Origin of the sequence: Arthrobacter sp. NPDC058130 (genome assembly GCF_042884475.1) — a bacterium.
Classification (GTDB): Bacteria; Actinomycetota; Actinomycetes; order Actinomycetales; family Micrococcaceae; genus Arthrobacter.
On record NZ_JBHVTV010000003.1, the window covers coordinates 347,388 to 362,494 of the forward strand.

Annotated in this window: 15 protein-coding genes; 12 read left to right on the forward strand and 3 right to left on the reverse strand. The window is 63.7% G+C overall.

The genetic code is table 11. The features are described 5' to 3' along the window. Window positions 1-496: 496 nt before the first annotated feature. Genes ACFVTM_RS09250 through ACFVTM_RS09260 form a run of 3 tightly spaced genes read right to left on the reverse strand, consistent with a single transcriptional unit; the run spans window position 497 to window position 3,820 of the window. Window positions 497-1,921, reverse strand: coding sequence for a dihydroorotase family protein (locus ACFVTM_RS09250; protein WP_390203135.1), 1,425 nt, complete (start codon window positions 1,919-1,921; stop codon window positions 497-499). Next, window positions 1,914-2,894 carry an acetamidase/formamidase family protein gene (locus ACFVTM_RS09255; protein ID WP_390203136.1) on the reverse strand — a complete coding sequence of 327 codons (981 nt, stop codon included), beginning with the start codon at window positions 2,892-2,894 and terminating at the stop codon, window positions 1,914-1,916. The genes ACFVTM_RS09250 and ACFVTM_RS09255 overlap by 8 nt, the downstream gene beginning before the upstream one ends. Before the next feature lie 14 nt (window positions 2,895-2,908). Beyond that, entirely contained in the window at window positions 2,909-3,820 is a 912-nt protein-coding gene (locus ACFVTM_RS09260) for a branched-chain amino acid transaminase (RefSeq protein WP_390203137.1), read from the reverse strand. Window positions 3,821-4,338: 518 nt separating this feature from the next. Between ACFVTM_RS09260 and ACFVTM_RS09265 the strand changes: the two genes are divergently transcribed. From ACFVTM_RS09265 to ACFVTM_RS09320, 12 genes are all read left to right on the forward strand, one after another. After that, a complete protein-coding gene (locus ACFVTM_RS09265; protein ID WP_390203138.1) occupies window positions 4,339-5,226 on the forward strand; it encodes an ABC transporter permease in 888 nt (295 codons plus the stop codon). Continuing rightward, window positions 5,223-6,086 (forward strand): ABC transporter ATP-binding protein, encoded by an 864-nt coding sequence (locus ACFVTM_RS09270; RefSeq protein WP_390203139.1) that lies wholly within the window; start codon window positions 5,223-5,225, stop codon window positions 6,084-6,086. The genes ACFVTM_RS09265 and ACFVTM_RS09270 overlap by 4 nt, the downstream gene beginning before the upstream one ends. Before the next feature lie 2 nt (window positions 6,087-6,088). Beyond that, a complete protein-coding gene (locus ACFVTM_RS09275; protein WP_390203140.1) occupies window positions 6,089-6,892 on the forward strand; it encodes an ATP-binding cassette domain-containing protein in 804 nt (267 codons plus the stop codon). Then, window positions 6,889-7,962: an ABC transporter permease gene (locus ACFVTM_RS09280; protein ID WP_390203141.1), complete on the forward strand. Its 1,074-nt coding sequence runs from the start codon at window positions 6,889-6,891 to the stop codon at window positions 7,960-7,962. The genes ACFVTM_RS09275 and ACFVTM_RS09280 overlap by 4 nt, the downstream gene beginning before the upstream one ends. A gap of 57 nt (window positions 7,963-8,019) precedes the next feature. Next, window positions 8,020-8,847: a hypothetical protein gene (locus ACFVTM_RS09285; protein WP_390203142.1), complete on the forward strand. Its 828-nt coding sequence runs from the start codon at window positions 8,020-8,022 to the stop codon at window positions 8,845-8,847. Window positions 8,848-8,856: 9 nt separating this feature from the next. Beyond that, window positions 8,857-9,687 carry an MBL fold metallo-hydrolase gene (locus ACFVTM_RS09290; protein ID WP_390203143.1) on the forward strand — a complete coding sequence of 277 codons (831 nt, stop codon included), beginning with the start codon at window positions 8,857-8,859 and terminating at the stop codon, window positions 9,685-9,687. Between the two features lie 26 nt (window positions 9,688-9,713). Continuing rightward, entirely contained in the window at window positions 9,714-11,306 is a 1,593-nt protein-coding gene (locus ACFVTM_RS09295; RefSeq protein ID WP_390203144.1) for an ABC transporter substrate-binding protein, read from the forward strand. Between the two features lie 76 nt (window positions 11,307-11,382). After that, window positions 11,383-12,057 carry a cysteine hydrolase family protein gene (locus ACFVTM_RS09300; RefSeq protein ID WP_390203145.1) on the forward strand — a complete coding sequence of 225 codons (675 nt, stop codon included), beginning with the start codon at window positions 11,383-11,385 and terminating at the stop codon, window positions 12,055-12,057. 35 nt (window positions 12,058-12,092) lie between these two features. After that, the gene (locus tag ACFVTM_RS09305; protein ID WP_390203146.1) at window positions 12,093-12,860 is read left to right on the forward strand and encodes an MBL fold metallo-hydrolase; all 768 of its coding nucleotides are present in this window, start codon (window positions 12,093-12,095) and stop codon (window positions 12,858-12,860) included. Further along, entirely contained in the window at window positions 12,857-13,681 is an 825-nt protein-coding gene (locus tag ACFVTM_RS09310) for an MBL fold metallo-hydrolase (RefSeq protein WP_390203147.1), read from the forward strand. The genes ACFVTM_RS09305 and ACFVTM_RS09310 overlap by 4 nt, the downstream gene beginning before the upstream one ends. A 42-nt stretch (window positions 13,682-13,723) precedes the next feature. Further along, window positions 13,724-14,671 carry a polysaccharide deacetylase family protein gene (locus tag ACFVTM_RS09315; RefSeq protein ID WP_390203148.1) on the forward strand — a complete coding sequence of 316 codons (948 nt, stop codon included), beginning with the start codon at window positions 13,724-13,726 and terminating at the stop codon, window positions 14,669-14,671. Next, window positions 14,668-15,096, forward strand: coding sequence for a cupin domain-containing protein (locus ACFVTM_RS09320; RefSeq protein ID WP_390203149.1), 429 nt, complete (start codon window positions 14,668-14,670; stop codon window positions 15,094-15,096). Before ACFVTM_RS09315 ends, ACFVTM_RS09320 begins: the two co-directional genes overlap by 4 nt. The last annotated feature ends 11 nt before the right edge of the window (window positions 15,097-15,107 follow it).

Genomic DNA, 15,107 nt, shown 5'->3' on the forward strand with positions numbered 1-15,107 from the left:
AGCGTCCGCGGCAGGGACCTGCGCGTGATCGTAGTCTTCTTCCGTCGCTGTTCCTGCTGGGTAGTCAGTCATATCCGTCCATAACCGGATGCACGGGTTTCGACATGACTGCCTGAGCAGGCTCTTCTACCTTGGCCGTCCTTGATTTCTCTGGCGCGTCATCAGAGACAGCCGTCAGCGGCGATCGGCGGGGTGCGTGATTGATTGAATGCGAAGGCGACGGTGGCCGTCGTCGGTGAATGCCAGCAGGGGTGGTCGTCTCGGGACCGTCCGCAGAATAGTGCCTGCGAAGTACGAGGAATCCGGCCAAGCCGCGGCAAATAGCTACCCCGGGACATCAGCCGGACACTGGGAGCATTCTCCCCGCAGCGCTGCTGCGTTCCGCTTTAGCTTTCGGAAGACCTCTGGCGTCCCGCTACGCGGGCGCTTATGCAGTCCGAGGAGCTGCGTAGCGTGACAGCGGTGGCGCTATGTGCGGCAAGGGAATCCGGTACGGTCAGCATGCCGGCCGGTTGAGAACATCGCTGGACACGCGCTGCTTGAGCAGCGACCCACTAGGGCCCGTCAGCAGCTTCCGGTCCTCCACCATGACGATCCCGCGCAGTACTGTCATGCTCGGCCAGGCCGCCACGCGGTAGCCCTCCCACGGCGTGTAGTCCGCCTCGTGAAGGTCCGAGGCCGTGATCCGGCGATCCACTTTGGTGTCCAACACGGCCAGGTCGGCATCGCTGCCAACGGCGATCACACCCTTCTGCGGGTACAGGCCCAGGATCTTCGCGGCATTGGCAGAGGTGATGTCCACAAAGCGCGTCAGATCCAGGCCCCGCTTTGCGACGCCTTCGGTGTACGCCACCGCCATGCGCATCTCAACGCCGGCATGGCCGCCGGTCGCGTCGAGGATGGTTTTGCCGCGCGTCTTCACATCCAGGTCGGTGCATACGCCGTCGGTGGCCAAGGTGCTCAGCGAGCCATCCAGCAACGATTCCCACATTGAATCCCGGTCCGTCTCAGACTTCAACGACGGGTAGGTGTGATAAATCGCGCCGTTCTTCTCCTTGTAGTCCTCGGCAGTGAAGTAGGCGTAGTGGGGAAGGATCTCCCCGTAAACCGCCTGGCCACGGCCGCGTGCCTCGCGGATGGCTTCCACGCCCTCGCGCGCGCTGACGTGCATCAGGTAGATGGGCGCCCCCACATGGTGGGCGAGGGTGATTGCCCGCTGGAAGGAGAGCTTCTCGGACAGGTTGTTGTGGGCGTGGTGCATGTACTCGAGGCCGGTCCTGCCCTGGTGCTGGAGCTTCTTGTAGGAGTACATGACAATGTCGTCGTCCTCGGCGTGCACAGCAAGCATCGCGCCGGCAGCGGCCGTCTGCTCCATCAGCCCCCACATGTTGCCCAGGTCCGTCTTCTGCTTGGGCCGCGTCGGCGTCGTATTCGTCATCCACACCTTGTAGCTGCCATGCCCGCTGGCCACCGCATCCGGGACCTGCTCCAGCACCTCGAAAGGGATCTCCGGTTCCTTGAACGTCCCGTGCAGAGCGTAATCCGTGTAAGTGGAGCCGGCCCACTCGGCCGACTTCCGCGCGAACGACTCAGACAGTTCGTCGCCCGGCTTCCAATGCGCGAAGTCCACCAGTGTGGTGGTGCCGCCGTAAATGGCGCCCTCACTCACACGGTCGGGCCCGAAGCACATGATGCCGCTTTCCGCCGCTGTCGGAAGCACCGAGTTAGTGTGCACGTGCGGATCGACGCCGCCGGGCACCACCAGCTGGCCTTTCAGGTCCACGACGCGCCGGGCGTCGTCGGGTGTGCCCGCGCCCGACGCGCGGAGCGACACGATTTTGCCCTCCGCAATGCCGATGTCCAGGCGTTCGGCACCGGAGGGCGTGACGACCAATCCATTGGTCAGGAGGAGATCAAACATGGGAGACCTGCGCATTCTTAGTGTCGGAAGAATCAAGGGTGAAAGGTTCGGCGCTGAAATAGCGCGAGGACAGGGTGACTTTGGCCGACACGCGGGCGTTGACCAGTTGCGAGACGGACACGTCCGCGGCCGCGCTGAGCAGCATCGCGGTCTTCTCCCGCGCCCATTGCCGGTCTGTTTGAAGGAGTTCCAGCATGTCGTCCAAGGCGAGTCTCGCCGCCTCGTCCAAGGTGTCGCCGTCGCCAATGGTGATGACGGAACCGCCGCTGAGGACCACAGGCCGCCGGATGCCGGCATCAGCGTTCGGAACCGCAGTCTTGGGAACGACCGTGCAGGAGAGCCGCACACTGCCTTCAACCTCGACGGCGGTCAGCGAGCACTCGCCGTCGCCCTGTGCTGCGTGCAGATCCCCGGCGTACAGCATCGCTTCGGGCACCTGGACGGGAAGAACGACGGCGGAACCCGCCGTCACGTCCTTGCAGTCCATGTTGCCGCCGTGGATTCCCACGGTGCTGGAATTCGGGCCGGCGCCGACGGGTGCCACCCCCAGCTTTCCCACCATTGGCCGGACGGGGATGGTGATGCTGCCGTCGAACACCACTTGGCCGTCCACGATCTCCAGCACGTGGCCTGCCCGTCCGAGGCCCCCGGTGAAGCCGCCCCGGCCGGGCAAGGTGACCATCGCACCGCGGTTGGCGATCGTGATCTCATGGATGTCCACGCGCAGCGCGTCGCCGGGATTCACCCCGCGGATGGCAACGGGTCCGGTGACCGGAATGGACAGCTTCTCGTACTCGCCGGTCCCTTCGAAGAGGCCTCCAGTGAGCAGGCTCCGCGCCTCCAGCCAGAAATGCTCGCCCTGGTTGACGGTGAGGACCGGTTCGACGCTCGCTTCAAAGGACAGCGAGGCGTCCTGGTAGCCGGCGCGCGCCAACCCCCGGCCCGGAACTTGCAGCGCCTGGGATTCTTGCATGGGTGTCTCCTCTCTCAGGACGGGTAAACGGGCGTGGCCCAGTTCTGGTCCGCGGCTACACGTCCGATGACGGCCTGGCGGTACAAATCCTGGAGGCTGCGGGTGATGTCGCCGGCTGATCCCTCGCCGATGGTGGTACGGTCCACGGACGCGACGTGGTTGACCTCTGCCGCGCTGCCGCACACAAAGACCTCGTCCGCCGAATACAGCTCGGTGCGGTCGATGGGGCGGATGTCGACGTCGATGCCCAACTCCGTGCGGGCGAGGTGCAGGACGGTGTCCCGGGTTATTCCCTCGAGAATGCTGTCTGTCATCGGGGGAGTGCACAGCCTTCCCTGGCGGACCATGAACACGTTGTAGCCGGCGCCTTCGGCAACGTGTCCGTTCTCCGTGAGCAGCAGCGCAGCGTTGTAACCGTTGCGCTTGGCTTCCAGCAGCGCGAGCCGGCCGTTCTGGTAATTGGCAATCGACTTCACCCGGGGCGGCATGGACCGGTCCGAGAGGCGGGCCCAGCTGCTGATCTGCACATTCAAGCCCGTGGAACCGAAGTAGTTGCCCATGGGAATGGCCGCCATGAACACGGTGGAGGGTCCGGTGTCCTCGGGCTTGCCATCCTTGGAATCGACAAACACCTGGGCCCGCATATGCAGGTTGCCACGCAGCTCGTTGGCTCGGATAAGCCCCAGCAGCTGACCGCCGAGTTCGCCGATGTCCTGCGGCCCGTCAATCTCCACCACCCTCATGGAATCGGTCAGGCGCTTCATGTGGTCGGCCACCCTGAACGCGTACAGCTGCTGCTCGTCCTCGCTCCAGTACGCGCGGAACCCCTCAAAGACTCCGACGCCGTACTTCAGCGAGGTGCTCAGCACATGGAGCCGGGCGTCGGCGTAGTCCACCAGCTCGCCATCGTGGAGCAGGTACTTCACCGGTTGACTCTGTGTGGGCTGCCGGGTGGCTACTGAGGCTGCTGCTTCTTGAAAGTTGGGCATCGTGGGTTCCGTTCCTCATCTGTTCCGTGGGTGCTGGCGGCGTCGACAGCACCCCAGCTTCATCACAATCGGTACTTGCTCACTATATTGAAGTCACTTGAGTGCCGTGTCAATGGCCCACCCATTGCTGGCCGGCTCACGTTTAGTCCCTCGAGGGCCTCCCTGGAGGGACTGCGGAGGACCCGGCGGGAGTACAGCCACTTCCGGTTGGATTCCTGATTTTCCGGAAAAGGAGTGCAATTCGTCACACTTGGCGCTACAGTCAAATTCAATAAAGTGATGAGACTTTGATATGAGGCAGTCGCCGATCAAGGCCCGAGCAGGGAGCTGAACATGCCACAGCCACAGGTCCTGAAGCAGGACGATCTTCAATACATTGCGAGTGGACTCATTGCGAGCCCTGGCGTCCACGTCGACCCCGTCTCCATTGCCGGCCGACTCCACGCGGAGGCCCCATGAGTATCCAAGGTCTTCCGCGCACCTCACCCGGGCTTCGGGCGGTGGCGTGGGCCCGCCGCGGCCAGACCCTCCTGATCAACCGGTCCAGTCCGGTCATGGCTGCCATTGCGGTGGTCATCATTGTGGGCCTGCCCCTCATGGCATTGGTGGCCCCGCTGCCGCACGACCCCATGCGTCCGGACACGGATGCGATCGGCATCGCGCCCAACGGGACGCACTGGTTCGGCACCGACGGAAACGGAATGGATATCTTCTCCCGGACCATCGAGGCCGCAAAGCTGGACTTGCCCGTCGCCCTCGCCGCCACAGCACTGTCGCTGCTGGTGGGCGTCCCCCTGGGGCTGTTTGCCACGAGCGGCAGGCTGGGCGAGGCCATCATGCGCGTCATTGACGCCTTCGCCGCACTGCCGATCATCGTGATCGCCGTCGTCTCTATCAAGCTCATGGGCGGCGGGGCAACGGACGTGGTCCTCGCGATCGCCATTGTTGCGGCGCCACGGTTCGTGCGGCTTTCCCGGGCTGCGGCCATGGCCCTTCGCTCGGCGCGCTACGTGGAGGCCGCGGCGGCGATCGGTTGCTCGCCGGTCCGCATCGCGTTCAATCACATTTTCCGCAACGCGTATGGCGTGGTCCTGGTGCAGGCAACACTGACGGCGGCCAACGCACTGGGAACCATTGCCGCGCTGAACTTCCTCGGCGTGGGGGTGAAGCCGCCGACACCGACATGGGGAGCCATGATCAACGACGGCGTCACCATGCTGATCCGGGGCGAATGGTGGGCGACAGCATTCCCCACAGCCGCCATGCTCCTGGCCATAGGCTCCCTCAATGTGATCGCCGGAGCAATCGAAACCAAGATCGAGCGAGTGGAGCGGGCGCGATGACAACAGGACTTCAGGTGCGGGACCTGGTGACGGAGTTCCACTCCCGGGATGGCGTCACACGCGTCCTCCATGGCATCTCCTTCGAAGTCGGCGCCAACGAAATCGTGGGTGTCGTGGGCGAATCAGGATCGGGCAAGTCCACTGTGGTGCGCTCGGTGGTCAAGCTGCTCATGCCGCCGGGACGAGTCGTGGAGGGCACTGCCGAGTTCCACGGCCAGGATCTGATCCGCCTGCCGGAACGGGAGATCCGCCATATCCGGGGCAAGGAAATCGGCTTCGTGGCGCAGAACCCTTTCAGTGCATTGAACCCGGTGGTGCGCATCGAAAAACAGTTCGCGAACATCGCCAAGGCGCACGGGCTCAAAGCTGTCGCCGAATCGCGCGGCAGGGCCCTCGGACTGTTGGCCTCCTCCGGAGTCAACGACCCGGAACACTTTATGCGCGGCTACGCGCACGAGCTCAGCGGCGGCATGGCCCAGCGCGTGGTCATCGCCATGGCCTTGTACCTCAACCCCCGCCTGGTCATCGCGGATGAACCGACGACGGCGCTCGACCTCACCGTGCAGCGGCAGGTGCTGGACACTCTCGCCCGGCTGACGAAGGAGAGCAGCCGGTCGATGCTGATCGTCACTCATGACCTTGGAGTGGTGGCCAATTACTGCGACCGCGTCCTGGTGATGCACCGCGGCCGCATCGTTGAACAGGGTCCGGTGTCCGAAGTGTTCGTCCGGCCCCAGGATCCCTACACCGTCTCCCTGCTCAATTCCGTCGTCCCGCCGAAAGCTGTCTCAGGCAGCACGGCGCCCCTCCCAGCCGGCTCCACCCTTTCCACTGAACTCTCCGAATCCAGGAGCATCTGACTATGCCCATCATTGAATTGAAGGATGTCCGGAAGACGTTCCAAAGTCCGCAGGGACTGCTCGTGGCAGCAGTAGACGGTATTTCACTTTCCGTCGAACGCGGCGAGACTTTGGGGATCATCGGCGAAAGCGGCTCCGGCAAATCAACCCTTGGCCGCCTCATCCTGAGGCTCAGCGAGGCTGATTCGGGCACGATCCTCCTCGAAGGCGAGGATATTCGTGCGTTGTCGAAGGCGCAGATGCGGAACCGGCGCCGGCGCTGGCAGATTGTCTTCCAGGAGCCGTTCCCATCCCTGAATCCGCGGCTGACCGTCCGTCAGATTGTGGAGGAACCCCTGATTGTCGCAAAGACGTACGGATCCCGGGCCGAGCGCTTGCGCCGGGTCGCGGACACGCTGGAAGAGGTGGGGCTCTCGCAGGATTTCCTGAACCGCCGCCCGGCCAACCTTAGTGGAGGGCAGCAGCAGAGGGTGGGAATCGCCAGGTGCCTCGTCACGGATCCCACCTTGGTGGTCCTGGACGAGCCGACGTCGTCGTTGGACCTTACCATCAGGGCGTCCATCCTGCAGATGCTTGCGAAGCTGCAGCTTGCGAGGGGCCTGACCTACGTTTTCGTTTCGCACGACATTGAGACGGTCCGGCACTTCTGTTCCCGCGTAGCCGTGATGCACCGGGGACGGTTCGTTGAAACGGGCACCACCGACGATGTTCTCTCCCATCCGCAGCAGCCCTACACGCAGGCCCTGATGTCCGCGGCAATGCCTCCCATCCCATACGCCCCTGAAGGAAAGGCGGCCATGGCATGATCCGCTACGTCCTGTCCCGCCTTGTCATTGCCTTCTTGCTCCTCTTGGGGCTCATTACCCTGAGCTTTGGCCTGGTCTCCTTGCTTCCCGGAAACCCGGCAGTGGCACTGCTTGGCGAATATGCCACTCCGGCAGATGTCGCCCGGATCAATTCCCAGTTGGGCTTGGACAAGCCGTTCTGGGAACGCTATCTGGAGTACATGGGCCGCACGTTGAGCGGGGATCTGGGGAATTCGTTCTTCACGGGAAGCCCGGTCGCGGGGGAGATCTGGATCCGTCTGCCCAATACCCTGGTCTACTTGGTTCCAGGTCTCGTCTTGGCGCTGCTCATCGGCATGGGAACGGGCACTCTGGCGGCCTACCGCTATGGACGGGGAGCCGACAAGGCCTTCACCGCCGGCGTCTCGGTCCTGATGGCCATGCCGGAGTTTGTCCTGGCCCTCCTCCTGCTGTTTATCTTCTACCAGCAGCTCCATCTGGCGCCTGCCCCATTGGGCATGCTGTCCAGCGCCGATATTCCGCCGCCCGGGGTGACGGGATCCGTTGCAATGGACGCGCTGATCGCTGGGCAGTGGGTAACGGTGCAATCCATCCTCAGCAGAGCCGTCCTGCCCATCATCACCATGGGCCTGTTCTTCGCGGCTCCGTTCGGAAAGACCGTGCGGACGGGCCTACTCCAGGTCCTGAATTCGCCCCAGATCGAATTCGCCAGGGCCTGCGGACTGAGGCCGTTGCAGGTGTTCCGTTATGCGCTGAGCGACGTGCGCGGGGCGTTAATGACGTACATGGTCCTCCTGTTTGCCGCAGCACTCAGCGGCGCGGCCATCATCGAAAGCGTCTTCTCCTGGCCCGGCGTCGGCGGCTGGTCCCTGGATGGTGTCCTCAAGGGCGATGTGCCTGTCATCCAGGGGTTCGTCCTCATCATGGGTGCCACGAGCCTCCTGGGCTATGTCCTCCTGGACGCCCTCATCACGCTCCTGGATCCCCGCACGCGCAACAACGTCATCCGAGGTGTGAAGAGCCCGTCGGCCCTGCGCCCCGCGGCGGAACCAGCCGTGCAGCAGGGTTAAGAACCTGCGCCGCAAGAAAATCCTTGACAAACCATCAATATTCAATAGATTGAAGATATGTTCACTCCATTGCATTCAGAGAAGTTGACGGTCCTCGGCGGAAGCATTCCGCTCGACGGCCGCGTGAGCTGGGTTCCGCAGGGTGCAACAGGATTCCAGCCGTCCAACGCCTACCTCCTGACCGAAGGCTCATCCAGGCTCCTGATCGACTCCGGGTTGGCCATCCACGGCAACCAGATCCTTGACGACCTGGCAAGGCTCATCGGCGAAGGCGGGGGAGTGTCCATCTTCTTCACCCGGAGCGAGATGGACTGTGTTTCCAACCTTGAGCCGATCGCCGGCAGGTTCGACATCGAGCGGCTCTTCACCGGAGGGGTCATCAATCCCTTCGATGCCTTCGACGACGTGAGCCGTCTGGCGTTGCGGGGACGTCGCCACCAGATCGACGCACAGCGCACCGAAGAGGGTGACTCCATGGCACGGACGGCCTCGATCGCGATAGCTCCCGGCCGCGTGCTGGAAGTCGAATCGCCCCTGCTGCGCCTCCTGCCCACCTTCTGGGGCTGGGACAAGGAAACCGGCACTCTCTTCACCTCGGACACCTTCACCCATGGCGTCATGGACCGGCCGGACGGCCGGCGGATCATCGACTCCACGGTCGAGGACACCACCACGGTGGAACAGGTGGCCGGCCACCTCTATGCGAAATATGAATGGATCCCGCGCTCCACCTGCGAGCCCCTGAGGGAATGGCTTCAGGACAAGTTCGACACCCTGGCCCCCGAGGTCATCGCCCCGTCACGCGGCTGCGTCCTGAAGGGACGCGATGTGGTCCGGCGCCACCTCGATTTCATGCTCGACGCGCTCACCCCGCAGCTGGTTTAGGAGATCATCATGGAAGAACTACTCGTAGAAACAATGAGCAGCGACCTCCCTCGCAGCGTTGCGAACGGCGTCACGTGGATGAGCTCCTGCCTCCCGTTCCACCTGGCGGACCGTGTGATCCACGGCCACAACTCCACCTACCTCGTTCAGGGCGAGCACTCGTCCATCCTGGTCGACACGGGCAACCCGTCCAGCTGGCCCATCATTTCCAGCACACTCGATGAGCTGCTGGACGGCCGGCAGCTGACCTACGTGTTTCCTACGCACCCCGAGCTTCCCCACACCGGAAACCTTCCGCGGCTCGTGGAGAAGTACCCGGACATCCAGGTGGTAGGCGACATCCGCGACTACCACCTCTTCTACCCGCAGATCGCGCCGAACCTCCACGCAAGGGTGCCTGGAGACCGGATCGATCTGGGCGGGCAGGAGTTCATGGTGGTGGAGGCCCTCATCCGGGACCTGCCCAACACCCAATGGGGGTTCGCACCTGGAGCCGGCGTGCTCTTCACCGCCGACGGCTTCTGCTACATGCACCGCCCCGAGCTCGATGACGAAGACCCGGTACACCTCCCGGGCGAATGCGGATTAACCACCGGCGAGCTGCAGGTGCCCATCGCCGTCGAGAATGCTGCCTTCTTTACCGGAAGCGCCCTGTACTGGGCCCGCTTCGCCAATGACGCCGACGCAGTCTATGACCGCGTTCTTCATCTTATTGATGAGATCGGCGTCAAATCCGTGGCACCCACTCACGGCAACTTCATCAGCAACATCCGCGACGTGGAGCCCATCATCCGGGCCGGCCACAAGCAGGCTTACCGATACGAAACTGTTCAGCCGTAGCTTCCCCAATAGACGGAGTCACTGTTATGAAACGTTTGCGTTTGCTCCCTGGGGGCGCCGCTGTCGCCCTCGCCACATCCCTTGTCGCCTGCGGCGGTTCACCGCAGGCTGCAGTCAACCCGTCCATCGAAAGTGTTGTTGTTGCCGTCGGAGCCTTGCCGGACAGCCTCACGCCGTCGCCCTGGGGAGGCAGCGCCTCGCACGTGGTGCTTACCGGCCTTGGATCGCAGCTCCTTGAGTACAAAGCGGGAGCCAGCGACGGCAAGACGTGCCCCACGCCGTCCACGGAATTGTCCGGTCGGCTGGCAGAGAGCGCCAAGCCCAGCGCGGACGGCACAGGCGTTGTGGTCACGCTCCGCAAGCTCACCAGCCAATTCGGTAACACGCTGTCGGCCGAAGACATCCGATGGAGCTTCGATATCGGCATGAAGCGGCAGCCGGTCATGAAGGGCACGCTGAAGAGCAGCGGCTTCAACGTCGACAACCTGGTGAAGGTGATCGACGAGCACACCGTCCAGCTCAACACCAAAGCACTGACCTCGTACACCGAAGAGTCCCTGCAAAACAACCTGTTCTACGTCCACGACAGCACCGAGGCCAAGAAGCACGTCACCGCGGAAGATCCGACCGCAAATGCTTGGCTGTCGAAGAACCTGGCCGATTACAGCGGCTGGAAGCTTGAAGAATTCACGCCAGGTGCCTCACTGACTGTGACGGCTGATCCGAAGTGGGAAGGCACGCGCGGGACTGTGAAGCGCGTGGCTGTCAAGGCCGTCCAAAGCACCGCCACCCGCAGCCAGCTGGTCGAATCCGGCGAAGTCCAGGTGGCCAACGGCTTCGAGTACGACCAGTACAAGTCCCTGGAGAAGGCGCCGGGCGTCACCGTCCTCGACTGCGCCAGCCAGACCCGCGACACGATGATGATCAACACAAAGACCGGCCCGCTGGCTGATCCCAAGGTTCGTCACGCCGTCTCCCTGGCAATCGACCGTGAAGCACTGATCAAGGGTGCGTATGCCGGCTTCGGCCAACCCGCCGGATCCATCTTCCCCATGGTCGAGGATTCCGCAATCTACAAGTTCAACAAGGACGAAGCCAAGAAGCTCCTGGCCGAGGCCGGGTATGCCAATGGGTTCCCGATGACGCTCAGCTACAGTGCCACCCGCCCGGGCCCGGTGGCCGCCAAGTCGGCAGTCCTGCTCCAATCCATGCTCAAGGACGTCGGGATCGACGTCCAACTGCAGAACGTTGCCAGCTCGACCGACTTCTCTACGGCGCTGCTCGAAGGCCGCTACCAGGCGGTGCTCTACTCCGAACCGATTGTGATCGCGGACCCCGCGTTCTACAGCTACGCCTTCTATGGAACTGGCGCCCCGAGTAACAGCACCGGCTGGTCCAGCCCTGAGTTCGACAAGGCGCGCAGCGAACTTGCCGCCACGCCTGACACGGAAGCAGACAAGCGCACCACTCTTCTCAAGAAGATGGCCTCCCTGGTTGACGACGGTGCAGCCATCCTGTCCCTCGTCGAAACCAGGGGAGTACTCGTCACCAAGACCGGTCTGTCAGGGGCCGTGCCTCTGGCCAACGGTCAGATCTACTTCAGCGCCCTCGGCCGTTAGGCCGCCAGCAGTCCCGCGTGGTGCCGGCCGGCCGACGTCGAATCCGGCCGGCACCACCTCACAGAAGGAACCTCCCATGATTGAAATCTGCGGAAAGCAGGTCCGCGACACCCTCCAGGAACTGCTCGACCCGGCCACGACCGCCCTTGTGGTGATCGACATGCAAGAAGGTGCCGTGTACGCCGGCGGCGCCATCGGCGATTCCGGCCACGACCTCAGCATGATGCCCGCCGTCGCCAAGCGCTGCGGACGGGCCATCGAGTCGGCGCGGAAGAACGGTGTCCCCATCTTCCACATCCGCGTCGAAAACTTGGCCGACGGCGGCAGCTCACCTGCCGCGTGGCTGCGGGCTCTGTACACGGCCGCCAACGGCCGGCCCATTGACCTGGGCAGGCTCAGCCTCAAGGGCGACCCGGCCACAGAGTTCTGTGCCGAGTGCCTGCCCGAAGACGGCGAGGTCATCATCACCAAGCGCCGCCCCAGCGCGTTCGTGGGCACGGAGCTGGCCCTCCTGCTGCGAAGCCAGGGCATCGAATCCGTCGCCCTGGTCGGCGTCTCCACCGGCGGATGCGTCGAGGCCACGCTCCGGGACGCCGTCCACAACGACTTCTATGCCGTCCTGCTCGAGGACGCTGTCGGCGCCTACGACACCGTCGTCCACGATGCTGCATTGACCGTGATGAGGGCCCGCCACGATGTCTGCACTCTGGACGAGGCAATCGCCGTCTGGGACTCGGCCAGCGCCTCCTAGGTGGGCCGATTCGGATACGAGGAGAGGAGAAGTCGTTGAATCCCCACACAGCCCCGGCAGCGCTCGCCGTCAACGGCACCCACAGCCTCATCGGAGACCGCCTCCATCGTTTGGGGGCGAACATCATCCTGGACGAGCAGGTTAGCTGGTGCCCGCAGGGTGTCCGCGTGACGCAGCCCGTCAATTGCTACCTCATCAAAGGAAGCGCCGGCTCGGTGCTCGTGGACACCGGCATCCGGCTCCACGAAGCGGAGATCATCCGGCAGCTGGAATCGCTTCTCGATCCAGGGGAACGGCTTGACGTCGTGCTGACGCGGACGGAGATGGAATGCTGCCTGAACCTTCCCGCCATCGAGGCGCGCTTCGACGTCGAGTCCGTCTGGTACACGGGCGGAATCACGGTTCCGAGGACCTCTGCGACGCCGCGGCGCATCATGGTCAACCCGGGGACGTCGCTTGAGGTGGAGGTCATGGACGGACTGATCTTGGAGTTCGTGTCGCCGCTGATGCGGCTCCTGCCGACGCTGTGGATCTTCGATCCCGTCTCCAAGGCGCTCCTGACTTCGGATGCCTTCACACACGGCTCCTACGGCAGCTCGAAGGCGGCGGCCGGTTTGCACAAGTTCCAGTGGTTTGCCGAGGCTGATACGCGCGGCATTGCGCGGGACGTCGAAGAGGCCATCCGCGAACGCCACGTCAAGGCTATTGGACCGGGCTACGGCGAACCCTTTGTTGGCCCGGCCGAATCCGCTGCGGAGGCCACGGCATTGGCCGAGGCCATCAGAAAGGTGGGCATCCAATGAGTCACCACAACCACAGCGAGGAGCCCACCACGGGCCGAGTCCTCGCCGACGGCGTGCACTGGTTGGGCGGCTGCCTGTCGGCCAGCGCTGAAGGCCGGGAAGTCCACTACCACGTCTCGTCGTACCTGGTGATCGGCTCCCAAGCGTCGATCCTGGTGGATACGGGAGATCCGGCGCACCGGGATACAGTGCTGGCGCAGCTGGACAATGCACTGGGCGGGAAGACGCTTGACTACGTCTTCCCGACCCATCCAGAAATCCCGCACGCAGGCAATCTCCCGGTCTTGCTGGCCAGGTACCCCTCGGCTGTTGTTGTCGGCGATGTCCGAGACTACGCACTCCATTTTCCGGAGTACAAGGACCGGCTGCGGGCCAAGGCCGCGGGCGAGTCGCTGGACCTCGGCGACAGGGAGTTCCGCTTCTTCCCGGCGTACATCCGCGACCTGGAGAACACGCTCTGGGGGTATGACTCGGGTGCACGAATCATGTTCGTCTCCGACGGCTTTTCCTACATCCACGACATACCGGGCCCGGAGGAGGAAGACGAGCCGGTACACCTGCCAGGGCAGTGTCGCTTGCTTTCCAGCGAGATGCCGGCGCCGCCCTCGGTGGAGCAGGCCGCCTACGGCACCGGACGCGCGCTCTACTGGACCAAATTTGTCGATGTCGGCACGGCCTTCCAGGGCATTGAAGACACCTTGGAGTCCTATCCTGCCCTGATGATCGGGCCCGCACACGGAAATGTCATTGACGACGTCGACAGCATGCTCAAGACCTCACTTGCCGCCCACCGGAGGGTCTACCAAGGGCAGGTGCTGTAAAATGAAATATTATCAATATAATGAACAGGCAGGGAGAAGCCAATGCGCGACCTGATTGGATATGGGGAGAACCCTCCGGTTGTCACGTGGCCGCACGGCGCGAAAGTTGCTGTCTCCGTGGTGCTGAACTACGAGGAAGGCGCCGAGAGTTCCATCGAAGCCGGCGACGAACGGGACGAGGACGTCTCGATCTTCGGCGGCTGGTCCGCTGACCCCTCGCGGCGCAGCCTCATGAAGGAGTCCTTCTTCGAGTACGGCAGCCGCGTGGGCATCTGGCGCTTCCTCGGGATGCTGCGCGAGTACAACGTCCAGGCAACGGTTATGGCCTGCGGTGCGGCCCTTGAGCGGAATCCGGATGCCGCCCTGGCCATGGTGCGGGACGGCCACGAGATCTGCGCCCACGGCTACAAGTGGCGCGGAACCGTCGGGATGGAACCGGACGAGGAGCGGCAGGAGATCCGCAAGTCCCTGGCCGCCGTCGAGGCTGTTTCCGGCGTTCGGCCGGTGGGCTGGTACGTCCGGGAGGGCATCACCGAGAACACGCGGACCATCCTGGCTGAGGAAGGTGTGCTGTACGACTCGAATTCATACGCCGACGACCTTCCGTACTACGTGCAGGCAGGCCCGCACCGTCACCTGGTGGTTCCGTATTCGGGCGACACCAACGATGCCCGTTTCTGGGGCAACGGAAGCCTCGGCACGGGAGAAGACTTCTTCAACGTTTTGAAGGACTCCCTCGACTGCCTCCTCGTCGAAGGCGAGACCGTGCCGAAGATGATGTCCGTGGGGCTGCACTTGAGGATCGGCGGCCGGCCCAGCGTTGCCCACGGAGTGCGCCGGTTCCTCGAATATGCCCTTTCCAAGCAGGGGGTGTGGTTCGCCACCCGTGAGGAGATCGCGCGGTGGTGGATGGAGCACCCGCCTGTACCGGCCGACCCTCTACAGTCCGACACCGTCGCGGCCGCGGCCGCCTTCGAAGGCGCGGCATGATGCGCCGCGGCTACGGTGGGTCGGCCACGGTCAACATCGACCGGCTGGTGCACAACGTCCACAAGCAAGGTTTCACGGCCTTGGACAAAGTTGGACTCAGCGGTCAGCGCGACCAAGGCCTGGTCAGCACGCTCATCTCCCGGGATCTCAGCGGTTCGGATGACTTGTGCGTCAGCTGGGGGAGGATCCTGCCCGGCCAGCACCACCTGTGCCATCACCACCCGGACGCATCGGAGTTCTACGTTGTCCTGAGCGGAACCCCGCTCGTCCATCTGGGCGCTTCAACGTACAGGGCAAAACCCGGCGACGGCATCTACATCCCGCGCGGAACCACACATGGACTCACCAATGACGGTGAAGAAAACGTGGAACTCATTGTGGGGGTCAGCAAGCCCGCGGACTGGCAGTTCGTTCCTGACGAGTGACCCGCCGCCCC